The organism is Actinomyces oris, from assembly GCF_006546825.1.
GTDB lineage: Bacteria > Actinomycetota > Actinomycetes > Actinomycetales > Actinomycetaceae > Actinomyces > Actinomyces oris.
The window spans coordinates 77,396-101,771 of sequence record NZ_VICC01000002.1 but is presented as its reverse complement, the minus strand read 5'-3'; the positions used below and the strand labels follow the sequence as shown (position 1 = coordinate 101,771).

Annotated in this window: 21 protein-coding genes; 20 read left to right on the top strand and 1 reads right to left on the bottom strand. The window is 70.4% G+C overall.

The features are described from left to right. Positions 1–108 precede the first annotated feature (108 nt). Positions 109–1,047, top strand: coding sequence for a PAC2 family protein (locus FK267_RS03410; protein ID WP_009747573.1), 939 nt, complete (start codon positions 109–111; stop codon positions 1,045–1,047). 60 nt (positions 1,048–1,107) lie between these two features. Here the strand turns inward: FK267_RS03410 and FK267_RS03405 are convergent, their stop codons facing one another. Beyond that, the gene (locus FK267_RS03405) at positions 1,108–1,944 is read right to left on the bottom strand and encodes a spermidine synthase (protein ID WP_232622561.1); all 837 of its coding nucleotides are present in this window, start codon (positions 1,942–1,944) and stop codon (positions 1,108–1,110) included. Between the two features lie 87 nt (positions 1,945–2,031). On the opposite strand from FK267_RS03405, the gene dinB reads away from it, so the two are divergent. The 19 genes from dinB to FK267_RS03310 all read left to right on the top strand — a co-directional run bounded on the left by dinB (position 2,032) and on the right by FK267_RS03310 (position 24,330). After that, complete coding sequence (dinB, locus tag FK267_RS03400; protein WP_075378326.1) at positions 2,032–3,303, top strand: DNA polymerase IV; 1,272 nt, start codon at positions 2,032–2,034, stop codon at positions 3,301–3,303. Between the two features lie 124 nt (positions 3,304–3,427). Beyond that, positions 3,428–3,838 (top strand): DUF3040 domain-containing protein, encoded by a 411-nt coding sequence (locus tag FK267_RS03395; RefSeq protein WP_075378325.1) that lies wholly within the window; start codon positions 3,428–3,430, stop codon positions 3,836–3,838. 640 nt (positions 3,839–4,478) lie between these two features. After that, positions 4,479–4,910 (top strand): division/cell wall cluster transcriptional repressor MraZ, encoded by a 432-nt coding sequence (mraZ, locus tag FK267_RS03390; protein WP_003786301.1) that lies wholly within the window; start codon positions 4,479–4,481, stop codon positions 4,908–4,910. 266 nt (positions 4,911–5,176) lie between these two features. Continuing rightward, positions 5,177–6,304: a 16S rRNA (cytosine(1402)-N(4))-methyltransferase RsmH gene (gene rsmH, locus FK267_RS03385; RefSeq protein WP_075378324.1), complete on the top strand. Its 1,128-nt coding sequence runs from the start codon at positions 5,177–5,179 to the stop codon at positions 6,302–6,304. 107 nt (positions 6,305–6,411) lie between these two features. Continuing rightward, positions 6,412–6,876 carry a cell division protein FtsL gene (ftsL, locus tag FK267_RS03380; RefSeq protein WP_141406312.1) on the top strand — a complete coding sequence of 155 codons (465 nt, stop codon included), beginning with the start codon at positions 6,412–6,414 and terminating at the stop codon, positions 6,874–6,876. A gap of 6 nt (positions 6,877–6,882) precedes the next feature. Next, positions 6,883–8,682 carry a peptidoglycan D,D-transpeptidase FtsI family protein gene (locus tag FK267_RS03375; RefSeq protein WP_141406311.1) on the top strand — a complete coding sequence of 600 codons (1,800 nt, stop codon included), beginning with the start codon at positions 6,883–6,885 and terminating at the stop codon, positions 8,680–8,682. 106 nt (positions 8,683–8,788) lie between these two features. Beyond that, positions 8,789–10,375, top strand: coding sequence for a UDP-N-acetylmuramoyl-L-alanyl-D-glutamate--2,6-diaminopimelate ligase (locus tag FK267_RS03370; protein WP_141406310.1), 1,587 nt, complete (start codon positions 8,789–8,791; stop codon positions 10,373–10,375). Continuing rightward, a complete protein-coding gene (locus FK267_RS03365; RefSeq protein ID WP_141406309.1) occupies positions 10,360–11,811 on the top strand; it encodes a UDP-N-acetylmuramoyl-tripeptide--D-alanyl-D-alanine ligase in 1,452 nt (483 codons plus the stop codon). Before FK267_RS03370 ends, FK267_RS03365 begins: the two co-directional genes overlap by 16 nt. After that, positions 11,808–12,908: a phospho-N-acetylmuramoyl-pentapeptide-transferase gene (gene mraY, locus FK267_RS03360; protein WP_003786289.1), complete on the top strand. Its 1,101-nt coding sequence runs from the start codon at positions 11,808–11,810 to the stop codon at positions 12,906–12,908. The genes FK267_RS03365 and mraY overlap by 4 nt, the downstream gene beginning before the upstream one ends. Positions 12,909–13,010: 102 nt before the next feature. After that, positions 13,011–14,570 carry a UDP-N-acetylmuramoyl-L-alanine--D-glutamate ligase gene (gene murD, locus FK267_RS03355; protein WP_198498141.1) on the top strand — a complete coding sequence of 520 codons (1,560 nt, stop codon included), beginning with the start codon at positions 13,011–13,013 and terminating at the stop codon, positions 14,568–14,570. Next, positions 14,567–16,096, top strand: a complete 1,530-nt coding sequence (locus FK267_RS03350) for an FtsW/RodA/SpoVE family cell cycle protein (protein ID WP_141406308.1) — start codon at positions 14,567–14,569, stop codon at positions 16,094–16,096. The genes murD and FK267_RS03350 overlap by 4 nt, the downstream gene beginning before the upstream one ends. Next, positions 16,080–17,339, top strand: a complete 1,260-nt coding sequence (gene murG / locus FK267_RS03345) for an undecaprenyldiphospho-muramoylpentapeptide beta-N-acetylglucosaminyltransferase (RefSeq protein ID WP_075378318.1) — start codon at positions 16,080–16,082, stop codon at positions 17,337–17,339. The genes FK267_RS03350 and murG overlap by 17 nt, the downstream gene beginning before the upstream one ends. Further along, on the top strand, positions 17,336–18,910 hold the full coding sequence (murC, locus tag FK267_RS03340) for a UDP-N-acetylmuramate--L-alanine ligase (protein ID WP_141406307.1): 1,575 nt from the start codon (positions 17,336–17,338) through the stop codon (positions 18,908–18,910). Before murG ends, murC begins: the two co-directional genes overlap by 4 nt. After that, positions 18,907–20,145, top strand: coding sequence for a cell division protein FtsQ/DivIB (locus tag FK267_RS03335; RefSeq protein WP_249039336.1), 1,239 nt, complete (start codon positions 18,907–18,909; stop codon positions 20,143–20,145). Before murC ends, FK267_RS03335 begins: the two co-directional genes overlap by 4 nt. 267 nt (positions 20,146–20,412) lie before the next feature. Then, positions 20,413–21,786: a cell division protein FtsZ gene (gene ftsZ, locus FK267_RS03330; protein WP_178388634.1), complete on the top strand. Its 1,374-nt coding sequence runs from the start codon at positions 20,413–20,415 to the stop codon at positions 21,784–21,786. 29 nt (positions 21,787–21,815) lie between these two features. Continuing rightward, positions 21,816–22,631, top strand: a complete 816-nt coding sequence (locus FK267_RS03325) for a purine nucleoside phosphorylase YfiH/LACC1 family protein (RefSeq protein WP_141406306.1) — start codon at positions 21,816–21,818, stop codon at positions 22,629–22,631. Positions 22,632–22,782: 151 nt separating this feature from the next. Further along, on the top strand, positions 22,783–23,247 hold the full coding sequence (locus tag FK267_RS03320) for a cell division protein SepF (protein WP_003779869.1): 465 nt from the start codon (positions 22,783–22,785) through the stop codon (positions 23,245–23,247). Positions 23,248–23,259: 12 nt separating this feature from the next. Further along, a complete protein-coding gene (locus FK267_RS03315; protein ID WP_003786269.1) occupies positions 23,260–23,556 on the top strand; it encodes a YggT family protein in 297 nt (98 codons plus the stop codon). A 165-nt stretch (positions 23,557–23,721) separates the two neighbouring features. After that, complete coding sequence (locus FK267_RS03310; protein WP_003786267.1) at positions 23,722–24,330, top strand: DivIVA domain-containing protein; 609 nt, start codon at positions 23,722–23,724, stop codon at positions 24,328–24,330. Positions 24,331–24,376: the final 46 nt, after the last annotated feature.

Here is a 24,376-nt window from a genome sequence, read left to right as displayed (position 1 = left end):
CCCTCCCCGGCGCCGTCGGTCTCGCCGCCCGTCACCTCGGGCGGCGAGCGCACCAACGGACCCATGCCACGGGAGGATGAACCAGACCAGACAGGAGGAGACGGGCTCGTGAGACCACTGTTCACCATCCAGCACCCCGCGGATCAGCCGATCTCCCCGAGGGTCCTCATCCACTACTTCGAGGGCGCCATGGACGCCGGCAACGCCGGCGCGCTGGCCGTCGACCAGCTGCTCATGACGCTCCCCAGCGAGCGTGTCGCCACCTTCGACATCGACGCCCTCGTGGACTACCGCGCCCGGCGTCCCACGATGACCTTCGTTCATAACAACTACTCCTCAGTCACCATGCCCGAGCTGGTCCTGGATCTCCTCCATGACGACGACGGCGAGGACGTCCTCCTGCTCCACGGCAGCGAGCCGGACTACCGCTGGGACGAGTTCGTCGGAGCCGTGGCCCACCTGGCCGTCTCCATGGGCGTGAGCCAGGCCGTCGGCATGAGCGGCATCCCCATGGCCGTGCCCCACACGCGCCCGACCTACGTCCACCACCACGGCAGTCAGCCCGACCTGCTGCCCAACCAGCCCGAGCTCTTCGGGCACGTCGAGCTGCCCGGGTCGATGTCGGCCTACCTCGAGCTGCGTCTGGGCGAGCTGGGCCTGGACTCCCGGGGAGTCTCGGCCGCGATCCCGCACTACGTGGCCCGCGACGAGTTCCCGCAGGGGGCCTCGGCACTGCTGACCGCCGTCGTGCAGGCCACCGGCCTGGCGCTGCCGGTCGGGGACCTCGAGGCCGCCGCCAGCATCAACCGCGCCGAGATCAACGCCGAGGCCGCTCAGCAACCGGAGGTCAGTGCCGTCGTCTCCGCCCTGGAGGCCCAGTACGACGCCATGGCCCCCAGGATCGCCATCGACGAGGTCGACACCTCCGCGCCGATCCTCAACCTGCCCAGCGCCGAGGAGATCGGCGCGCGCCTGGAGGCCTTCCTGGAGGCCAACGACTCCGGGGACCTGGGGTCCCAGGGCTGGAACCCCGGCCGCGGGAGCTGACCGGTACCGAGCGCTGCTGGCGCCCCCGGACCGGCGGCCGGTCAATTGCCTCGTGCGGGTCTAGCGGACCCGGACACCCTCAGGGCGCGGTAGCGCGGCGTCATCGAGCGCCCAGGTGCGCACCGGCAGCGGCAGGCGGCGCACTGCGCGCTCTGCCTCCTCGAGCTCGCCTTCCGTGAAGGGGTCCTGGCGGGCCACCAGCACCAGGTTGCCCCGGCGCCGGCCGCGCACCGCAGCGGGGTCGGCGACGATGAACGCGCGGGAGGTGCCCCCGTCCAGGGCGCCGGCGAGCGTGGCGATCTCAGCGCCGGCCAGGGCACGCGGCATGGAGGCGGTGTTGACCAGCAGCAGTCCTCCTGAAGCCAGCGCCCTCAGGCAGGAGTCGAAGAACTCCCGGCTCCTGCAGGAGGCCGGCACGCTCCCACCGTTGAACACGTCGCGCACCACGACGTCCCACTGGCCCGGCCGCAGCCCCGCCACCACCTCGGCGGCGTCGCCGACCCGGATCCGCAGCCTGGGGGACCGGGGCAGGTCGAACCAGGTCCGCACCTGGCTCGCGAGGATCTCATCGATCTCGACGGCGACCTGCTGGGAGCCGGGGCGGGTCACGTCCCACGCCCTGGCCAGGGCACAGCCCGCCCCACCCAGATGGAGCGCCCTGACGGGGCTACCCTCGCCGCGCAGCGCCGCGAGCACCGCGTCCATCTGCTGGTGGTACTCGAAGTCAAGGTGGGAGGGGTCGCGCAGGTCCAGGAAGGAGGACTCCGCGCCGTCGAGCATGAGAAGGATCCCGGTGTCTCGCGCCACGAGCTCGGCCGTGGCCAGGGAAGTGCGCACCGGGCCCTGGGGCAGATCGGTCAGCGCCGGGGCCCCGGAGCTCCTGCGTCTACGTGTCACAGCCCCACGGTAGCCTGAGAGGAGCGCGGGCGGACTCCTCGGGGGCCGTCAGCCGGTGAGTCCGTCGCACTCGTTGAGGAGGTGGAGATGAGCAGAGCACCCCGTTCCCAGGCCGCGCGCCGGTCCTGGGGGGACGATGACTCCGCCACCCCCATCATCCACGTCGACATGGACGCCTTCTTCGCCTCGGTCGAGCTCCTCGAGCACCCCGAGCTGGCCGGCCGTCCCGTCATCGTAGGCGGTAGCGACGGCCGGGGCGTCGTCTCGGCAGCCTCCTACGAGGCCCGCGCCTTCGGCGTCTCCTCGGCGATGTCCATGGCCGAGGCCTCCCGCCGCTGCCCCCAGGCCGTGGTCCTCCCCGTGCGCCACGGCCTCTACTCCCAGGTCTCCGCCCAGGTCATGGCCGTTCTGGCCGAGGTCACCCCCGCCCTGGAGAAGGTGAGCATCGACGAGGCCTTCCTGGATGTGAGCGGGGCCAGGCGCCGCATGGGCTCCCCGGTGACCATCGGCCGCTGGATCCGCGCCGAGATACGCCGGCGAGTGGGCGTTCCGGCCTCGGTGGGCATCGCCTCCACCAAGTTCATCGCCAAGCTCGCCTCCTCCCACGCCAAGCCCGACGGACTACTCCTGGTGCCGGCCGCCGCCACGCAGGACTTCCTCAACGTGCTGCCGGTCGGGGCCCTGTGGGGCGTCGGCACCCGGACGCAGGAGGTCCTGGCCAGATGGGGGATTCAGGACGTGCGCACCCTGGCGGGCACTGACGTGCGTCACCTGGAGAGGATCCTCGGCCGGGCCGCCGGGCGCCACCTGCACGAGCTGTCCCACGGCGTCGACCCCCGCCGGGTCGAGCCGGTGCGTGAGGAGAAGTCGGTGGGCACCGAGACCACCTTCTTTGAGACCCTCACCGACCGGGAGCACGCCCGGCGGGTCCTGCTGGACCAGACCCACCAGTGCGCCGCCCGCCTGCGCGCGGCGGACCGGCGCTGCCGGGTCGCCGTCCTCAAGGTCCGAGGGGCCGACTTCACCACCGTCACCCGCTCACGCACCCTGGCCACCCCCACCGACCTCGCCCAGGACATCTGGGAGACCGTCTCCTCGCTCTACTCCGCCCTGCCCACCCCGCCCGGTGGCTTCCGCCTCCTGGGGGTGCGGGTCGAGGGACTGCTGCGCCCCGACGACGGTGTGCAGCTCCTCCTGGACGAGGACCCGCGGCGCGGCGCCTCCGAGCGGGCCGCCGACGCCGTGCGCCGCAGGTGGGGAACTCACGCAGTGGCCCCGGCCAGCCTCCTGTCAGGAGACGGCCCCACCAAGGCGCCGCCCGGGCAGGAAGGGCGAGGAGGGCGAGGTCGTCGTCCGTGACCCGGGTGGGGGAGCCGCCTGCGTCCCGGCCAACCTCGTCGGTGAGTTTCTCCTGAGCCCCCACAGCGCCTATCCTGGCAACTACGGCGCAGATCCCCGGCCCCGCCCGGAAGCAAGGAGCATGATGGCACTGTCAGAGCGAGAGCAGCAGGTCCTGCGAGACCTGGAATCGCAGCTCCATGAGGATGACCCCGAGCTGGCTCAGACGTTCCAGCGTGAGGAGCGTCGGCTCTCACGGCCGTCGCCCCGCCATATCGGCGGCGGCGTGGCCCTGGTCCTGGTCGGTCTGGCGCTCCTCATCGCAGGGGTCTCGGTGCCCCACAGCCTCCTGTCCATCCTGCTGGGGGTCGCCGGTTTCCTCGTGGCCGTCGGAGGTGTCGCAATGGCGCTGACTCGGGTCGAGAGCACGTCGAGCTCAGGTCAGTCCGCGGCAGGACGGGGCAGGCCCGCCAAGGGCGGCGGCGGGAAGAAGCGCTCCTCCTTCATGGACCGCCAGTCAGAGCGCTGGGATCGCCGGCGCGACTCAGAGGACTGACCGGCCCGCATCCACCTCCCCGAGCCCCCCACTCCTCTCCAGCAGCTCCACCACGCCCGCGCCCGCGCCCCTGCAGCTTTGCTGGCGTACGCCGATCCCCACATCCCTCCACTGCCCCCACTTCCCTCCACCTCCATATCCCTCCCGCCGGCACGGCTCCACAGGTCCTGTCTCCAACGCTCACCCGTTGCAGACAGGACCTGAGTATCTGCAGGCCCCGATCAGTCCTCTGCGGACCTCGTCAGGTCGGGACAGAATCCTGAGAATCTCAAGGAATTCCTTGGACTCGGAAGAGCTGCCTCGAGAGCAGTGCGGCTCCGCTCCTACCTCTGCTCGGAGCTCCGAACTCCACCAGAACCCTGCGTGCAGGCCGAGTGGAATCTGCTTTTTTCCTGGATATCCACCACGCCGAGGAGGGTGGTGGTGAATGCCTCCCTCCACCTGTCCTCCACCTCCCTCCACTCCGCGTGAACGGGTGTTGAACTGCTGTGATTCCAATGAAAAGTCAGGGGTCTGGGGTGGTGGTGCCGGCGTCGGTGATACGCAGCTGTGACGCTCTCGAGGAGAAGGGGTGGGAGAAAAGGGAGGGAAGTGGAGTAGGGTGGGGTGCACGGGGTCGTCGAGGGGAAGGAGGTGGCTCATGTTCTTGGGAACGCATGCACCCAAGCTGGACGAGAAGGGCCGTCTCATCCTCCCGGCGAAGTTCCGTGAGGAGCTTGCGGGCGGCGTGGTCCTGACTCGAGGTCAGGAGCACTGCCTGTACGCCTTCACCGCCGCCGAGTTCGAGCGCATGTACGCCCAGCTGCGTGAGGCCCCCCTCGCCCAGAAGCAGGCGCGTGACTACGTGCGCGTCATGCTCTCGGGGGCGGACTCGCAGATCCCGGACAAGCAGGGGCGGATCACTCTGCCGGCCCCACTGAGGGCCTACGCGGGCCTGAAGAAGGACCTGGCGGTGATCGGAGCCGGTGCCCGGGTGGAGATCTGGGACTCCGAGTCCTGGAGCACCTACCTGGCCGCCCAGGAACAGGTCTTCGCCGACACGGCCGAGGAGATCATCCCCGGTTTCTTCTGACGCCTCGACCTCTTCGACAACTGAACGAACCCGACGGACCGCACGCAGATGCCATCTGGGCTCTGGCGAACCATCTCGTGAGGTCTCCGCCCGATGTCGAGTCCGACGCCTCTTCCCCGGCGCCGGAACCACGGGAGGAGTCCTGGCGAGATGGCCGCCCCGCACGGTGCGCCGGGGAGGGACGGATGTCGAGGGCTCATCAGCAACTGACAACCAGCCGGGTACTCGGACCGGGGCCGGGCCAGCACCAGAAAGGAGCACGCCTCATGACCAGCTCTCAGGCGCAGGCATCCGCTGCCGACGCCGTCGGCCGGCACGAGCCGGTGCTCTTGGAGCGCTGCCTGGACCTGCTCGCGCCCGCCATCGAGGGCGCTGCCGGCAGCGTGGCGGCGCCCGGCCCGGCCCAGCCGGTCATGATCGACTGCACCCTGGGCATGGGGGGCCACACTGAGGCGGCGCTCGAGCGCTTCGCGACCCTCAAGGTCGTGGGCATCGACCGCGACCCCGAGGCGATCGCACTGGCCTCGGCGCGCCTGGCCCGCTTCGGGGACCGCTTCGTCGCGGTTCAGGCGACCTACGACGCCGTCAGCCGGGTGGCTCGTGAGCACTCCGTTCGTGTGGAGGGGACCGTGGATGCCGTCCTCATGGACCTGGGGGTCTCCTCCCTTCAGCTCGACGAGGCCTCGCGGGGCTTCTCCTACGCCCGCCCGGCGCCTCTCGACATGCGCATGGACCAGGGTTCAGGAATGACCGCCCAGGACCTGCTGGAGCATGCCGACGCCGCCGAGCTCACCCGCATCCTGCGCACCTACGGCGAGGAGCGCTTCGCCTCCCGCATCGCCGCCGCCATCGTGCGCCGCCGCGAGTCCGGGGATCCGGTGGCCAGTACCCAGGACCTGGCCGAGCTCGTCCGTCAGTCCGTGCCCGCGCCGGCGCGCCGCAGCGGCGGGCACCCGGCCAAACGGACCTTCCAGGCGCTGCGCATCGCCGTCAACGCCGAGCTCGACGTCCTGGAGCGGGCCGTGCCCCGGGCTCTCAACAGCCTGCGCGTGGGAGGGCGCCTGGTGGTGGAGTCCTACCAGTCCCTGGAGGACCGCATCGTCAAGCGGGCGCTGGCCCACGGAGCCACCTCCCGGGCGCCCCAGGACCTTCCGGTCGTCCCCGAGGTGGACCGCCCCTACCTGGAGCTGCTCACCAACGGCGCGGAGAAGGCCGACGCCCGCGAGCTCGACCACAACCCCCGCTCAGCACCGGTGCGACTGCGGGCAGCCGTCCGCCTGCGTCCGGCCGACCAGGCCCCTTCGCCAGAGGCCTCTGCGCCCGCCGGCGGCCGAGGACGGGACCCCGGGCGCCGCAGCGGTCAACGCACCGCCCGCCGTCGCCACCGCAGCTAGGCGGCCCAGCCGCTCCAGACGCCGGCGGACCGCCCCAGGCGGCCAACGATCCCACTGCACCATCGTCCATCCACACCAGTCCAACTACGCACAGGGAAGGCACATTGATGAGCGCCACTGCTACTGCTCGAGTCACCCGCCCGATCGCGACGCGGCGCACCGCCCAGGCAAGTGGTTCCACCAGCACCCAGGGACACGCCGAGGCGGGCGCCGTCAACCGGCCCCAGCTGCGGGTCGTCAGCGGCGCCTCCCGGGCGGCCTCGTCCTCCCTTCCCTTCCTGACCGTCATCATCCTCGTGCTGGCCGGCGCTCTCATCACCTCGATGCTCCTCAACGCCAAGATGGCCGACACCGCCTACCGGATGAAGGAGAAGCAGATCGAGCTCAACGTCGCCGAGGACCACGTCGAGACGCTGCGCACCCAGGTTCAGGAGGCCTCGGCGCCCGACGCGCTGGCCGGCCGCGCCAAGGAGCTCGGGATGGTGCCCGCCGCCGCCCCCGGCGTCGTCGACGTCAACAAGGGGCAGCTCACCGAGGGAACCCCCGCCCACGCCGCCAAGAGCGGGAAGTAGGCGCCGGTGAATCCCTCGCGTCGTCAGGCGCTCCAGCTCGGAGGGCTGCTCGTGTTCACCGCACTGACCGGGCGCACCGTCTACGTTCAGGCGATTGAGGGGCCGGAACTGGCTGAGAAGGCGAAGGCCGAGCGCACGGTCACCTGGGTCAACCGAGCCCCCCGAGGCGACATCACCGGGCGCGACGGCACCGTCCTGGCCTCCTCGGCGGTCAGCTACGACGTCGGCGTCAACCAGTCCGCCATCGCCCAGTACGAGCGCACCGAGATGCGACTCAACGAGTCCACCGGCGCCAACGAGAAGGTCGTCGTCGACTACGGGGCGACGGCGGTCGCGGCCCAGCTAGCCCCGATCCTCGACGTCGATCCCCTGGAGCTGGGAGCCAAGCTCGTGGGAAACCGGAGCTACGAGGTCATCGCCCAGGAGGTCTCTCCTGACACCTGGCGCAAGATCAAGGCCCTGGACATCCCCGGGGTCGAGCCCGACCAGCGCACCCGACGCACCTACCCGGCCGGAACCGTGGCCGGCAACGTCCTGGGCTTCACCCACGAGGGCGAGCACAACCGCGAGCTCATCGGGGCGGCCGGGCTGGAGCTCACCCAGAACAAGCTCCTGACGGGAACCGACGGCAAGGGCAGTGAGGAGGTCGGGCGCAGCGGCGTCATCATCCCCACCGGTGAGCAGGAGGACGAACCGGCCAGACCCGGCGCCACGGTGCGCACCACCCTCAATCCCGACCTGCAGTCCATCGCCCAGGAGACCATCGACAAGACGGTGGCCGCCCAGCACGCGGACTGGGGCATCGTCATGGCCATGGAGCCGGCCACAGGCAAGGTCGTGGTCCTGGCCGACTCCAACTCGGTCGACCCCTCCGACCCCTCGGCCACCTCCGAGGAGAACCGCACCGCCCGCAGCGTCCAGGCCGTCTTCGAGCCCGGAAGCGTCGGCAAGGTCGTCACCTTCGCCACCGCTCTGGAGGAGGGCGCCGTCAAGCCCGAGGACACCTGGACCGTCCCCTACACCTGGACCTCGGCCAACGGGCAGACCTTCAAGGACTCCCACGAGCACGAGACCCAGACCCTGACCACCGCCGGAGTCCTGGCGGAGTCCTCCAACGTCGGCACCGTGCAGATCGGCGAGAAGCTCGCCGACGACGTCCGCTACGACTACATGAAGCGCTTCGGCTGGGGGCAGGCCACGGGCATCGAGATGCCGGCGGAGTCCGACGGCATCCTCTACCCGCCCAGCTCCTGGGACGACCGCACCCGTTACACCACGATGTTCGGGCAGGGCGTGGCCGGTACCACGCTCCAGTCCCTCCAGGTGCTGGCCACCGTGGCCAACAAGGGCGTGCGCGTGGCCCCACGCGTCATCGACGCCTGGATCGACGCCGACGGCAAGGAGACCCCCCAGGAGAGCCCCGAGGGGGTGCGGGTCATCTCCGAGGCGACGGCCAAGACCCTCACCGAGATGCTCATCGGCGTCACTCAGGAGGGCGGTACCGCGGAGTCGGCCTCCATCAACGGTTACCTGGTGGCCGGTAAGACCGGAACCACCGAGATCCTCACCGACGACTCCACCGTGGCCTCCTTCGTCGGCTTCCTGCCTGCGCGCGACCCGGTGCTGGCGATCGCGGTCATCGTCAACCGTCCCGAGGGGATCTACGGAGGCACCGTTGCCGCCCCCGTCTTCCGGGAGGTGGCGCTGGCAGCCATGCAGGCGCTCAACATCGCCCCGGACCCCAGCGTCGTGGCGGCCCGGGCGGCTCGCAACGGGGCCGGAGGAGAGAGGGACGCGAATCAGTGAGGACGCCTATAGGTAGATGAGCGTGACCACCAGCACCTCGGCGAAGTGGGCCGGAGGGGCTCTTGTGGAACATCGACAGTGGAAGGTCGCGATAGATTGAGGAACTATGAGCAACCACGCCTACGAGTCGGCCGCCGCCCTACGGCCGAGCTCCAATGGTCCCATCCCCATCAGCACCTTGTGCGAGCGCTTCTCCCTGGCTCCCGCCTCAGCTGAGGACGCCGCGGTCCTCAACGACCTGAGCATCCTGGGGGTCAGCGTCGACTCCGCTGACACCGCCCCGGGCGAGCTCTTCGTGGGACTGCCCGGTTTCACCGTCCACGGCGCCCGCTTCGCCGCCGATGCCGTCGCGTCCGGTGCCGTTGCCGTCCTGACCGATGCCGACGGCGCCCAGATCGTCCACCAGACCGCTCCCGGTACCCCCGTCCTCGTGCGCAGCGACCCCCGCGCCGTCGTCGGCCCCCTGAGCGCCGAGGTCTACCACCACCCGGCACGCGGCCTGGTCACCACCGCCGTCACGGGAACCAACGGCAAGACGACCACCGCATACTTCCTCGACGCCATCCTGTCCGCTCACGTCGGAGGCTGCATGGTGGCCGGAACCGTCGAGCTGCGCGTGGGGGAGCGCTCCGTGGAGTCCCCGCGCACCACCGTCGAGGCCCCCGTCCTGCAGCGGATGATGGCCCTGGCCGTGGAGGACAAGGTCGGCGCCGCCTCCCTGGAGGCCTCCAGCCACGCCATCGTCCTGCACCGGCTCGATGGGATTGTCGTCGACGTCGCCGGCTTCACCAACCTCCAGCGCGACCACCTCGACTTCCACAAGACCATGGAGGGCTACCTGGAGGCCAAGGCGCAGCTGTTCACCCCCGAGCACGCCCGCCGCGGCGTGGTCTGCGTCGACGACCAGTGGGGCGCGGCCCTGGCCGCCGAGGCCCCCATCGAGATCGACCGCGTGCGCGCCTACCCCGGTGAGACTCCCGCCGACTGGTGGGTCAGCGACGCCGCCGTCTCCCTGACCGACTCCGCCACCACCTTCACCCTCCACGGGCCCGACGGCGAGAAGATCGAGGCCTCCTGCCCCCTTCCCGGACTCGTCAACGTGCAGAACGCCGCCCTGGCCCTGGTCATGGCCATCCGCGCCGGGGTGCCCGCCGCTACGGCCGCCGCGGCCCTGGCCGGTGCCCACAACATCCCCGGCCGCATGCAGCGCATCAGCCAGCGTGACGGCCGACGCGGCCTGTGCATCGTCGACTTCGCCCACACCCCCGATGCCATGGAGCTGGCCCTCAAGGCCGTGCGCCCCATCACCCCGGGGCGCCTCATCGTGGTCTTCGGCTCCGACGGCGACCGCGACCAGGGCAAGCGGCCCATGCTGGGCGAGGTGTGCGCCCGCCTGGCCGATGTTCTGGTCGTCACCGACGAGAACCCCCGCAGCGAGGATCCCCAGCTCATCCGCAACGCCATCCTCGAGGGGGTGCGCGGCGTGCGCCCCGACCTGAAGGACGTCGAGGAGATCACCACCTGGCGCGGCGACGCCGTGCGCCGGGGTGTTGAGCTGTGCGGCCCCGACGACACCGTCATCGTCACCGGGAAGGGCCACGAGCCCTTCCTGGAGATGGCCGGGGAGTTCATCCGCTACAACGACGCGCCCGTGATGGCTGAGGCCGTCGAGGAGAAATGGGGACGGGCATGAGGCTCAGCCTGAGTCAGATCGCAGCCGCCGTCGGCGGCAGGCTCATCGGCCCGGACGCGCCGGTGACCGGACCGGTCGTCACCGACTCCCGCCAGGCCGCCGAGGGCTCACTGTTCGTCGCCGTGCACGGCGAGCGCACCGACGGCCACGCCCACCTGGGATCGGCCCGCGACCTGGGCGCTGTCGGCGCCATCGTCTCCGACCTGGAGGCCGCCCGCAGCGGACTGTCCCAGGGGCAGGCCGAGGAGGTGTCCATGGGGCTCGTCCTCGTGGAGGACACCGTGGCGGCCCTCGGCGCGCTGGCTCGCACCCACCTGGAGGCACTGCGCCAGGCGGCAGCCGAGCAAGGCGATCGTCTCACCGTGGTGGCGATGACCGGCTCGGTGGGCAAGACCACCACCAAGGACCTCACCCGCCAGCTCCTGGCCGCCTCCGGCCCCACGGTGGCGCCCCGGGCCAGCTTCAACAACGAGATCGGGCTGCCGCTGACCGTGCTGGAGGCCGACGAGTCCACCCGCTACCTCGTCCTGGAGATGGGGGCCTCCGGACCGGGCCACATCGCCTACCTCACTGACATCGCCCCCCTGGACGCGGCCGGGGTCCTCATGATCGGCCACGCCCACATGGGTGGGTTCGGCTCCATCGAGGGAGTCGCCGCGGCCAAGGCGGAGATCATCGCCGGCCTGCGGCCCGAGGGAATAGCCATCCTCAACGCCGACGACGCCCGCGCCGCCGCCATGGCCGAGCTCGCACCGGCACGCGTCCTGACCTTCTCCGCCCGGGGGCGACAGGCCGACCTGAGGGCCGAGAACGTGGATCTGGACGCGGCTGCCCGAGCGGCCTTCGACCTCCACCTGCCCGGTCTCGCCGAGCCCCGCCGCGTCCAGCTGGCCGTGGCCGGCGTGCACAACGTGTCCAACGCCCTGGCCGCCGCTGGCCTGGCCCTGGCCGCAGGGCTGGCCCCGGAGCTCATCGCCGACAGACTCGGCTCGGTGAGCATCGAGAGTCCCCACCGGATGGATATTTCGGAACTCAGTGGTGATCTTCTCCTTATCGACGACTCCTACAACGCCAACATCGACTCCATGACGGCGGCGCTGGCGGTGCTGCCGGCTCTGGCCGGGGACCGACGTCGCGTTGTCGTGATTTCCGAGATGCTTGAGCTGGGGGAGTCCTCTGCGGCCGATCACGCGCGCACCGGAGAGCTCGCGGCCCGAGCCGGAGCCGCTATGCTCATCGGCATCGGCTCCACCCAGGAGGCACTCGAGGCGGCCAGGGCGCGAGGGGTCGAGGTCGTCGGTTTCGATGATGCCGCGACCGCCATCTCCCAGATCGACGCCCTGCTCTGCGACGGCGACGCCGTCCTGGTCAAGGGTTCCAACGGCTCGGGCGCCTGGCGCCTGGCCGACCACCTCAAGGAGGTTCGTCCCCGATGACCGCCATCCTCATCTCCGGTGTGGTCGGACTGGTGGGCACCCTGCTGGGGACCCCCCTGCTCATCCGCTACCTCCACGCCAAGGAGTACGGACAGTTCATCCGCCAGGATGGGCCCCAGGGACACTTCACCAAGCGCGGCACGCCGACCATGGGCGGCCTCGTCATCATCATCTCCACTGTCCTGGGCTACACCCTGGCCAATCTCAGCCAGCTGCGCACACCGCGCGCCTCCGGGGTCCTGCTGCTCTTCCTCGTCGTCGGGCTCGGGCTCATCGGATTCCTGGACGACTTCGAGAAGATCTCCAAGCAGCGCTCCCTGGGACTGAGGGCATGGCAGAAGATCGTGGGGCAGGCGCTTATCGGCATCGGATTCTCGGTGGCGGCCCTGCACTTCGCGGACCGCAACGGACTGACCCCCGCCTCCGCCCGGATCTCCTTCGCCCGGGACTCGGCGATCAACCTGGCCTTCGCCGGTAGCGTCGTCGGACTCATCCTGTTCATCCTGTGGGCCAACTTCCTCATCACCGCCTGGTCCAACGCCGTCAACCTCACCGACGGGCTCGACGGACTGGCCGCCGGCGCCTCGGCCATGGTCTTCGGTGCCTACACGCTCATCGGCGTGTGGCAGACCAACCAGTCCTGCAACTACGGCCACGAGACCATGGTCCCCACCACCTGCTACCAGGTCAGGGACCCACGAGACCTGGCCATGATCGCCGCCGCCCTCATGGGGGCCTGCTTCGGCTTCCTGTGGTGGAACGCCTCACCGGCCAAGATCTTCATGGGCGACACCGGGTCCCTGGCCCTGGGAGGGGCGGTAGCCGGCCTGTCGATCCTGACTCGAACCGAGTTCCTGGCTGTCATCCTGGGTGGACTGTTCCTGGCTGAGGTCATGAGCGACATCATCCAGATCGTCTCATTCAAGTCGACAGGCCGACGCGTCTTCCGCATGGCTCCACTGCATCACCACTTCGAACTGGGAGGATGGACCGAGGTCAACGTGGTGATCCGCTTCTGGATCATTGCCGGCCTGTGCGTCATCGCGGGACTCGGAATCTTCTACGCCGAGTACCTGCGCCAGCTCATCTTCGGATGAGTCGGGACGCCCGGGCCACTGCGACCCGAACCATTGAAGCAGTCTTCTCCTACCGGAAGCTCCGTCAGGAGAAGTGAGGAACCAGGAGCGTGAGCCCGCACCGTGACCAGCCTGACTGAAGTCCCCGGTGAACCGTCCAGCGCCGTCACCGGCCCCGGCGGGTCCCTGAGCGACCAGCTCGACGGCGCCCACGTGGCCGTCGTCGGCCTGGGGCGCACCGGGCGCGCCGTTGTCGACGCCCTGGCCACGCTGGGTGCCCGCATCCACGTCTTCGACAGCCGCGAGTCCTCCGTCGAGATGCTGCAGACCCCCGTGGCCTCCACCACGGTTGCCGACGCCGAGGCGACCGCGGCCGCCCTGGCGCAGTCCCCGGCCAGGCTCCTCGTCGTCTCACCCGGGGTCCCGGCCACCGGGCCGGTCCTGCGAGGCGCTGCGGCGGCGGGTATCGAGACCTGGAGCGAGGTCGAGCTGGCCTGGAGGATTCAGCAGGACTCAGCGCGTCCGCACGTGCCTTGGCTGACTCTGACCGGAACGGACGGCAAGACCACCACGGTCAGCATGCTCTCGGCGATCCTTGAGGCCCAGGGGCTCACGGCTCCGGCCGTGGGCAACATCGGCACCCCCGTCATTGAGGCGGTGCTGGCCGGCAGTGCCGACGCCCTGGCCGTAGAGCTGTCCAGCTTCCAGCTGCACACCACCAGAACCCTGGCGCCCCTGGCCTCGGCCTGCCTCAACCTGGCCGCCGACCACCTCGACTGGCACGGGGGCCTGGAGGCCTACGCTCAGGACAAGGCCCGCGTCTACTCCCGCACCCGGCTCGCCGCCGTCTACAACCTCGCCGACGCAGCCACCGAGGACATGGTCCGCCAGGCCGACGTCGTCGAGGGCTGCCGAGCCGTCGGCTTCACCCTGGCCGCGCCGGGGTTGGGACAGGTCGGCATGGTTGAGGACCTGCTGGTCGACCGCGCCTTTCACGCCGAGCGGCGCTCCAGCGGCATCGAGCTGGCCACCACCGCCGACCTGGCGCACCTGGCCCCCGGGCGGCGTGCCCAGAACCTGCCCGCGCACCTGCTGGCCGACGCCCTGGCGGCCGCCGCGCTGGCCCGTGCGGCCGGAGCCGACCCGGAGTCGGTCGCCGCCGGACTGCGCGCCTACAGCCCCGGAGCCCACCGGATCGTCACCGTCGCCGAGGCGGAGGGCGTCACCTGGGTTGACGACTCGAAGGCCACCAACCCGCACTCCGCCGAGGCCGCACTGACCTCCCTGCCGCAGAGGACCGGAGTGTGGATCTGCGGCGGCGACACCAAGGGCGCCCAGTTCTTCAACCTGGTCCGCACGGTGCGCCCCCACCTGCGCGGCGCCGTTGTCATCGGCAAGGACCAGAACGACATCCTGGCGGCCCTGGAGCGGGAGGCCCCCGGCCTGCCCGTCACCCGCGTCAGCGACGGCAGTGCCGAGCAGGTGAGCGCCGCCGCGGTGGAAGCCGCCGGCGCCATGGCTCGCAGCGGCGACACCGTCATGCTGGCCCCGGCCTGCGCCTCCTGGGACCAGTTCACGTCCTACGCCCAGCGCGGCGACCTCTTCGCCGCCTGCGCCCAGGCCTACACCCGAGGCGATGGCACCCGGGACGCGGATGTCTCCGGCGACCAGGAGCAGCTGTGAAGACCGGGTCCACCTCGGCCACCAACGCCCGCTCGTCGACCTCCTCCTCGTCAGGCTCCTCGCGAGCCCCCGGAGGTTCGTCGCGGGGGGCCGGTGCCGGCCGCAAGCCGGAGCGGGCCGCCCCCGGGAAGGGTGCTGCCACGGCGTCCAAACAGACCAGGAAGCCCTCCGGCTCCCGGCCCACGGGAGCGGGCAGTCGCCTGGGTGACGTCTGGCGCAAGCGCTTGACGCGCTGGGGCGAGCGGCTCTCACGACCTTGGGACGGCGGGGGCCCTCAGCCCGAGGGCACCCCTAAGGAGCGTCGTCGGCGTCCCTCCGGCGGGTCCGACTCCACCCAGAGCGCCGAGCAGGTGACTCTGACCTACTACTGCCTGCTCGTGTCCACCCTGGTGCTGGAGACCTTCGGGCTCATCATGGTCTTCTCCGTGCAGTCGGTGACCGTGGCCGCCAACGGTGGCAACGCCTTCACCGACTTCGCCAAGTACCTCATCTTCGCCGCGGTGGGGACGCTGGGCATGGTGGGGGTCTCCCGCATACCGCTGTCCTGGTTCCCCAGGATGGCCTGGGGGCTCCTGGTGCTGACGATCGCCCTGCAGTGCCTGGTGTTCACACCCGTGGGCGTCAACGTCTACGGTAACCGCAACTGGATCCAGGTCCCGGGGGTCGGTACCGCCCAGCCCTCGGAGTTCATCAAGGTGGCCCTCGCCCTGGTTCTGGGCACCCTGGTGACCTGGTACGCGAACAAGCGCCCCCGGGACCGGGCGTGGGTGGCGGGCTGGGGCGGTGTCGGAGTCGCGATCGCGAGCGTCCTGGGCGGACAGGATCTGGGAACCGTCATCATCCTGGTCGTCATCGTCGCCGGGGCCCTGTGGGTGGGCGGAATGCGCAAGCGCTGGTTCGCCTTCCTGGGGGCCGGCGGCATCGTCATGTTCGCGGCCGCCTCCATGCTCAGTGCCAACCGCCGCGCCCGGATCACCGCCTGGATCCATCCCGAGGGCGCAGACCCCATGGGGGTGGGCTACCAGCCCAAGCACGGGATGTGGGCGCTGGGAACCGGGGGCTGGCTCGGCGTGGGGCCGGGATCGTCGCGCCAGAAGTGGGGCTACCTCACCCAGGCGGACTCCGACTACATCTTCGCTGTGCTCGGCGAGGAGTTCGGGCTGGTGGGCACCCTCGTCGTCATCGCCCTGTTCGCCGTCATCGGCGCCTGCTGCCTGCGGCTCATGAGACGCCACACCTCCCTGTACGTCGTGGCCACGACCTCGGCCATCGGTGCGTGGATCGTGGGGCAGGCGATCATCAACATGGGGGTCGTCACCGGTGCGCTGCCGGTGCTGGGCGTCCCGCTTCCCCTCGTCAGCCGTGGAGGCACCGCACTGGTGTCGGTCCTCCTGGCCATCGGGGTGCTTCTGGCCTTCGCGCGCCACGAACCCGGTGCGCAGGAGGCCCTGTCCACGAGTCCCGGGGCGCTGCGTCGTTCCCTGGCAGTCATTGTCCCTAGGAGGAACCGTGCCCGAGACAAGTGAGAGCGCAGGCTCGCCCCAGCAGGAGCGTCCCAGCGGCTCGGAGCGGCCCCGGCCGTTGCGGGTGCTGCTGGCCGGCGGGGGCACCGCCGGCCACGTCAACCCGTTGCTGGCCACGGCTGCGGCCCTGCGGGACCCGGCCCTGGGCGGTGACCCCGGCACGCAGATTCTCGTCCTGGGGACCGCCGAGGGACTGGAGAAGCGGCTCGTGCCCGAGGCCGGCCTGGAGCTGGCCCTGGTCCCCAGAGTCCCTCTGCCGCGGCGCCCCAGCGGTGACCTGCTGCGTCTGCCGCACCGGCTGGGCAAGGCGATCAGCGCGGCTACTGAGGCCATTGAGAGGGTCAAGGCCGACGTCGTCGTCGGCTTCGGCGGCTACGTGTCGACCCCCGCCTACCTGGCCGCCAGGAAGGCCGGGGTTCCGGTCGTCATCCATGAGCAGAACGCCCGCCCAGGCCTGGCCAACCGGCTGGGCGCCTCCTGGGCCCAGGCCGTCGCCCTGACCTTCGCCTCGACCCGTCTCAAGGCCTCCAAGGGCTGCACCGAGGTCACAGGACTGCCGCTGCGCCCGGCCATCGCCACCCTGGTCGCGCAGCGTGCCACGGACGAGGGGACCCGCCAGGCCCGCGTCGAGGGCGCTCAGGCGCTGGGACTTGACCCCGACCTGCCCACGCTGCTGGTGACGGGCGGATCTCTGGGGGCCCAGCACCTCAACGAGGTCCTGAGCGAGTCTCTGCACTCCCTGCCAACCGGCCTGCAGGTGCTGCACCTGACCGGTAAGGACAAGGACGCCCCGGTGCGCGCCGCCCTCGAGGCGGCAGTGGCCTCGGGTGCTGCGCAGGACCTCGCTGAGCGGTACCACGTGCTCGACTACCTGACCACGATGGAACAGGCCTATGCCTGCGCCGACGGGGTCTTGTGCCGCTCCGGTGCCGGTACCGTCGCAGAGATCACGGCCCTGGGGCTTCCAGCGCTCTACGTCCCCTTGCCGATCGGCAACGGCGAGCAGCGTCTCAACGCCGCTGACGTCCTGGCCTCCGGAGGCGGGCGCATGGTGCTCGACGCCGAGCTCAAGCCCTCGGACATCCTTGACTTCGCCATGCTCATCTCCGACCCTGAGCGACAGGCCGCCATGGCCCGGGCTGCGGCCTCCACCGGCGTCCAGGATGCGGCGGCCCGCCTGGCCGCCCTCATCCGGCAGTGCGCCTCCATCGACGACACTCCCACTGACGAGGAGAATGCGGCATGACCGCCACAACATCCCAGGACGCCTCCCACACGTCGCACCGATCGACCGACGGTGACCACTGCACTCTGGCAGACCGGGCCTTCCACCTCATCGGCATCGGGGGAGCGGGGATGAGCGTGGTCGCTCAGCTGCTCGCGGCCCGCGGCGCCCAGGTCTCCGGCTCCGACGCCCACGGGGGTCCCGCCTTCGACCACCTGGCCGATCTGGGCATCACGACCCACCTGGGGCACGACGCCGCGAATGTGCCCGAGCGGAGCACTGTTGTGGTCTCCACCGCGATCAAGGAGACCAACCCCGAGCTCGCCGAGGCTCGCCGGCGGGGCCAGGACGTCATCCACCGGTCCCAGGCGCTGGCGCTGGCCGCTCGGGGCCTGGACTTCGTCGCCGTGGCGGGTGCGCACGGCAAGACCACGACCTCGGGCATGCTCGCCGAGGCCCTCACGGAGGCCGGAGCCGACCCCTCCTTCGCCATCGGCGGGGTTGTGCGGGCCCTGGGTACCGGGGCCCACCTGGGCAGCGGCCCCGCCCTGGTCGCCGAGGCCGATGAGTCCGACCGATCCTTCCTCAACTACACCCCGCGTGTGGAGATCGTCACCAACGTCGAGCCCGACCACCTCGACAGCTACGGCACCGCGGAGGCCTTCGAGACGGCATTCGTCGACTTCGCTCACCGGCTGGTGCCCGGGGGCCTGCTGGTCGCCTGCGCCGCCGACGCCGGCGCACTGCGCCTGGCGCAGTCCGCTGCCGCCGAGGGCCTGCGTGTCGTCACCTACTCCTTCGCAGGCCCCGACACCCTCCCCGGCGGAGTACTCGTGGGGGAGGGGCACGTCCACCTGGACATCCAGGAACGGGGGGCCTCATCCACTCGGGGACTGCTGACCCTCACCACGGCGACCGGCAGCGAGCCCGCCGGCGGCACGGGCGAGGAGCCGCATCACGGTCCGGTCGAGCTGGTGCTGGCCGTACCCGGGGACCACGTGGCCCTCGACGCCGCCGGAGCCTGGGCCGCGGGCATCGAGCTCGGCGTCGAACCGGCCCTGATGGCCCGGGCACTGGGTGCATTCGGGGGGACGGGTCGGCGCTTCGAGGACCGGGGCGAGGCCGACGGTGTGCGCGTCATCGACGACTACGCCCACCACCCCACGGAGATCGAGGCACTGCTGCGCACGGCGCGGGGCGTGGCCCAGGAGCGCGGCGGTCGGGTCCTGGTCCTGTTCCAGCCGCACCTGTTCTCCCGCACCCGGGCCTTCGCCGACCGCTTCGGACAGGCGCTGGCCCTGGCCGACGCCGTTGTCGTCACCGACGTCTACCCCGCCAGGGAGACTCAGGCGGACTTCCCCGACATCACCGGGGACACGGTCGCCCAGCGCGTCCCCGGTGGCACCGCCAGGTTCGTCGCCGAGCGCCTCGATGCCGCCCACGCGGTGGCCGACTTGGCGCGCCCTGGCGACCTGCTGCTGACAGTCGGTGCCGGAGACGTCACCGAACTCGCCGGCACGGTACTGGGCGACCTGGCGGCACGCGAGGGCGGTGCAGCCCCCTCGCCCGCGGACCGGGACGAGCGGGCATGAGGAAGCCCTCGGCCCCCCGCCCCGAGCGCTCCAACCGCGCTCAGGACGCCCCGGCCAGCATCCCGCCGCGCCGCTCCGGCCCCAGGCGTCCGCGTCCTTCCCGCTCGGCGCAGGGACCATCCGCGCCGAGCGCCCCGTCGGCGCATCACGGTACCGAGCAGGCCGGGCCGGCGGCCCCCGCCAAGCGGCCCCGGAGCGCTTCGGCCCCCAGGACCCCCAAGGAGCCGAGCGGTGGCGCCGGGTCGGCCTCGCGACCCAGGCGTCCGTCGACGTCGAGGGGCGCGTCCAGCTCCTCGCCGGCTCCGCGGCGCGGTGGCGAGGGCGCCGGCCGCACCAGCCTCCGCCAGGAGTCCTCCAGCCCCGACGCGGCGGCGAGCACCGAGCTGACCGTCTTCGGCCGCAGGCAGGTGGCTCTTTCCCGTGGAGACGACCGGGTCGTCTCCACGGGACTGGCCGATCGGCTCAAGGAGCGTCAGGCCGCCGTGCGCCGGTTGCGGCTGCGACGGGCGGTGAGGGCCGCCGTCGTGGTGGTCGCCATCGTCGTGGCGGTCTGGGCCCTGGCCTTCTCACCCCTCCTGGGTCTGCAGGCCCGGAGGATCTCCGTGGCGGGTTCGGACGGCAGCGTCTCAGACCAGCAGGTCCGCGAGGTTCTGGCCGCCTACGAGGGCGACTCGTTGCTGCGGCTCGACACCGGCCGGCTCTCCACCCAGGTCAGTGACAAGCTGGTCCGGGTGCGCCGGGCGCAGGTGACCAGGGCCTGGCCCCACGGGCTGCGGGTGCACCTGACCATGCGCGTGCCGGTGGCCACCGTGCAGGACTCGGACGGCTACCAGGTCCTCGACAACGAGGCCGTGGTCCTCGAGCGGGTCTCCGAGCCGCCGTCGGGCTTGGTGAACATCGTGCCCGATCCGGCCGCGCAGGCATCGGGGCCACAGAGAATCTCCGCCAAGCAGGTCGCCGCCGTCACCCAGGTGGTGGGTTCCCTCACGCCGGAGACCCTGGCCCAGGTGAGCAGCGGCAGCGCCACTGAAGCGGGGCAGGTCACACTGACCCTGTCCAGCGGGGCCAGCGTGGTCTGGGGCAACAACCAGGACAACGCGCTCAAGGCACGCGTCCTGGCGACTCTCATGACCACCACCGCCTCCATCTACGACGTCTCCTCGCCGCATCGCCCCACCACACGATCCGCTGACAGCGCCGGTGCGACCCCCGTGGCACCATCGCCGACGTCCTGAACGGCTGCTGCGCTCCGACGCTGCGCGGCATCTCCAGGAACAGCGGGGCACGCAGCAGCATGCCCCCGTAAACCTTCAGGTTCATCGCAGGTAAATTGCAGTGATATAGCAGGGAATCCGCAGGCAACTGCACACGAACACGCCGGGCTTCAATGCGATGCGACGTCCTGGATGTCTCATAGCGTTAAGCCCGTCGTTCAGAGAATGACATAAGTATTGACCTTAACTTGAGGTTGAGGTTTGAGGGGAGTCCTCGTCAGAGGGCTCATGACGAAACTCGCGGAGGGGACGCCAGTGGTCGAGAGCATGGCTGTGGACGACTCACAGCACTACCAGGCAGAGATCAAGGTCGTCGGTGTCGGCGGCGGCGGTGTCAACGCCGTCAACCGCATGATCGAGGCCGATCTGCGTGGCGTGGAGTTCATCGCCGTGAACACCGACGCCCAGGCGCTGCTCATGTCCGACGCTGACGTCAAGCTCGACGTCGGGCGGGACCTGACTCGAGGGCTGGGAGCGGGGGCCGACCCGGCGATCGGCCGCAAGGCCGCCGAGGACCACGAGTCCGAGATCCGCGAGGCTCTCGACGGCTCGGACATGGTCTTCGTCACCGCGGGCGAGGGAGGCGGTACCGGCACCGGTGCAGCCCCCGTCGTCGCCCGTCTGGCCAAGAGCATCGGCGCGCTGACCATCGGTGTGGTCACCCGTCCCTTCTCCTTCGAGGGACGCCGCCGCTCGGCCCAGGCCGAGGACGGCGTCCAGGCGCTGCGCGAGGAAGTCGACACCCTCATCGTCATCCCCAATGACCGCCTCCTGCAGATCGCCGACAAGAACATCTCCGTCGTTGACGCCTTCAAGCAGGCCGACCAGGTTCTTCTTCAGGGTGTCCAGGGCATTACCGAGCTCATCACGACCCCCGGTCTCATCAACGTCGACTTCAACGACGTCAAGTCCGTCATGCAGGGCGCCGGCAGCGCGCTCATGGGTATCGGCTCGGCCACCGGTGAGGGGCGCGCGATCACGGCCACCGAGGAGGCCATCGCCTCGCCGCTGCTGGAGACCTCGATCGACGGCGCCCACGGCGTGCTGCTCTTCTTCCAGGGCGGTTCCGACCTGGGTCTGTTCGAGATGAACGAGGCCGCGAACCTGGTGCGCGAGGCCGTCCACCCCGAGGCCAACATCATCGTCGGAAACGTGGTCGACGGTGCCCTGGGAGACGAGGTGCGGGTGACGGTCATCGCCGCCGGCTTCGACTCCGAGCCGGTCGTTGGTGGCCTGGCCGACCCGATGACTCGACTCTCGCGCGCCGCCGCGGTGCCGCCAGTGCCCTCCTCCCCGGTCGACGACCTGCCCCCGGCCCCGGCTCCTCGTGGTGGCGCCCATGCCGCCCAGAACCCGGTGACTCGTCCGGTCCCGCTGGCTCCGCCGCCCTCCTCCTCCCCGGCGGCCGCGGCGCACCTGTCGGAGGTCAGTGCGGCTGAGGCCCTCTCCTCAGGAAGCATGCCGGCCTATGTGGATGAGTCCTACGGCTCCTACGGCTCGGTGCCGGCGCAGCAGCACTCGGTCTCCGATCTTGAGGTTCCTCAGGTGATCGGGGTCGACGCCGACGATGACGGCATCGACCTGCCCGACTTCCTGCGCTGAGCGGCATCGCTGTCCGGGGGCGCGGCAACATGTGCGATACCACCGCCGTTGAGGCCTCGGATCTGATCGAGGTGGATCTGGGTCCGCGGGCTCGTGGGTTCTTCACCACCCGCGGCCTGCGGACCCGTCCCGTCTCGGCCCCGGGTGGCGGCGCTCAGGACCGGGGTGCGGAGCGCGAGGAAGGGGCCGCATATGACGGGTGGAACCTGGCGCTCCACGTCGGGGACGACTCGCAACGTGTTCATTGTCATCGTCGTCGGCTCGAGGAGCTGCTCGGGCTCGAGCAGGGGCGCCACCTGGCCTGGATGAACCAGGTTCACTCCGCCGTCGTGGCCACGGCTCAGGCCGGTGACGTTCCCACTGCGGACGCCCTCGTCCTGGACTCTCGGACGGGCGGGGCTCCTGCAGGCTGCTGCGTTCTCGTGGCCGACTGCGTCCCCGTCCTGCTCGCGTCCCGGGACGGAGCTCTGACGGCCGCCGTGCACGCCGGTCGGCGAGGCATGCTCGACGGCGTCGTCCCCGCCACCATCGACTTCCTTCGGCGCAGCGGAGTGGAACCGGTGGATCTGTGGGCCGCCGTGGGGCCGTCGATCTGCGGTTCCTGCTACGAGGTCCCCGAGGAGATGCTTGCCCTGTCCGCGCAGCGCGAACCGGCGTGCGCCTCGCGCACATCGTGGGGGACGCCCGGCCTTGACGTTGCGGCAGGGGTCCTCGCCCAGCTCGAGCGCGCCGGTGTTGGTCACATCAGCGCTGGTCAGTGGTGCACCTACGAGGACCCTCGCTTCTTCTCCTACCGCCGTGACGGAGTGACTGGACGTCTGGCAGGCATTGGAGTTCCGCGATAAGGACCGCCTGCTGAGTAACTCCTGGGCGTGACCTTCCTGAAACCTGAGGTGGGGGACACGCCGAGGTGAGGTCCCCGTGCGGTGTCACGGGGACGGATACCGTCGCAGCACATCCGGAACGCAGGGGACCGGACGAACCAAGGAGCGATAAATGGGCGCGCTGCGCAGTATGACCAGTTTCCTCGGCTACTCGGAGCCGGAGGAAGAGACCTACGAGGACAGCTACGAGGCTGCCGATGCCGGTTACGCCGTGCAGGAGCACGAGCAGGACTTCGTTGACGAGGGGTACGAGGACTTCTCCGCCCCGGCCGCGCCCGAACCCGTTGCCGCCGCCCCCGACCTTCGCCGCATCGTCACGGTCCACCCCTCGACCTACAACGAGGCCAGGATCATCGGCGAGTCCTTCCGTGACGGCGTCCCCGTCATCATCAACCTCACCGGCATGAGCGAGTCCGACGCGCGTCGCATGGTGGACTTCTCCGCCGGTCTGGTCTTCGGGCTGCACGGTGCCATCGAGCGTGTCACTCCGCGCGTGTTCCTGCTGACTCCGGCCAGCGTGGAGATCGACGGCGGCGAGGTCGCCGAGGCCCGCGGCCGCTTCTTCAACCAGAGCTGAGCTGACTCGTACGTGAACCTCGTCTCTGCGGTAGCCGGGATCCTGTCGAGCATTCTGAGCCTGTACTTCCTCATCCTCCTGGTCAGGGTCGTGCTCGACTGGATTCAGGTATTCGCCCGCCAGTGGCGTCCCCAGGGGGTCGTCTTGGTGTTGGCCAACCTTGTCTACGCTCTGACGGATCCTCCTCTGCGAGTGATCCGTCGGAGGGTTCCCATGGCACGCCTGGGAGGGGTCGGTATCGACCTGAGCTTCCTGGTCCTGGTCTTCGGGATCTGGATCATCCAGTGGTTCCTCGGGCTTCTCATCTGAACAGGTGTGAAGTTGCGAGCGAACCGCTAGAGTGCTGTTCTCACGTCAGCGTGAGATAGCGCGCTTGATGTGGCCTGAACCTCGAGTTCAGGTACTCTGTCCGCATGAGTGACCGGATGCCCGGTGCTCGTGACCTTATCCGTAACGACACCGAGGTGACGACCCATGACGCTGCTGACAGCAGACGACGTCCTCAACAAGAAGTTCCAGGCGACCAAGTTCCGTGAGGGCTACGAGCAGGACGAGGTCGACGAGTTCCTCGACGAGGTAGTCGAGGCCATGCGTCAGCTGGAGGCTGAGAACGCCGACCTCAAGGCCAAGCTCGAGGCCGCCAACCGCCGAGTGGCCCAGCTCGGCGAGGGGGCTGCCATCCCCTCCGCACCCGCTTCCCCCGTATCTCCGGTTCAGGCGGAGCCTGCCATGTCCATGCCGGCCGTCTCCGCCGGCGAGACCGGCGGCCAGGGCCCGGCTGCTGCCTCCGGCATGCTCGAGCTGGCCCAGCGCCTTCACGACGAGCACGTCGCCAACGGCAAGGCCGAGGGCGAGCGCATCGTCACCGAGGCCCGCTCCACCGGTGAGCAGATCGTGCGCGAGGCCGAGGACCAGCGCAACCGCACCCTCGCCCAGCTGGAGAAGGAGCGTGCCAACCTCGAGCACAAGATCGACGAGCTGCGCCGCTTCGAGTCCGACTACCGCACTCGCCTCAAGAGCTACCTGCAGAACCTGCTGGCCAACGTCGAGGACGGCGGCGAGAGCTCCATCTCCAGCCTGTGATCCTGCAGGGGGTCGTGATCCTCCAGGCCGTGATCGCCTCCCGGCC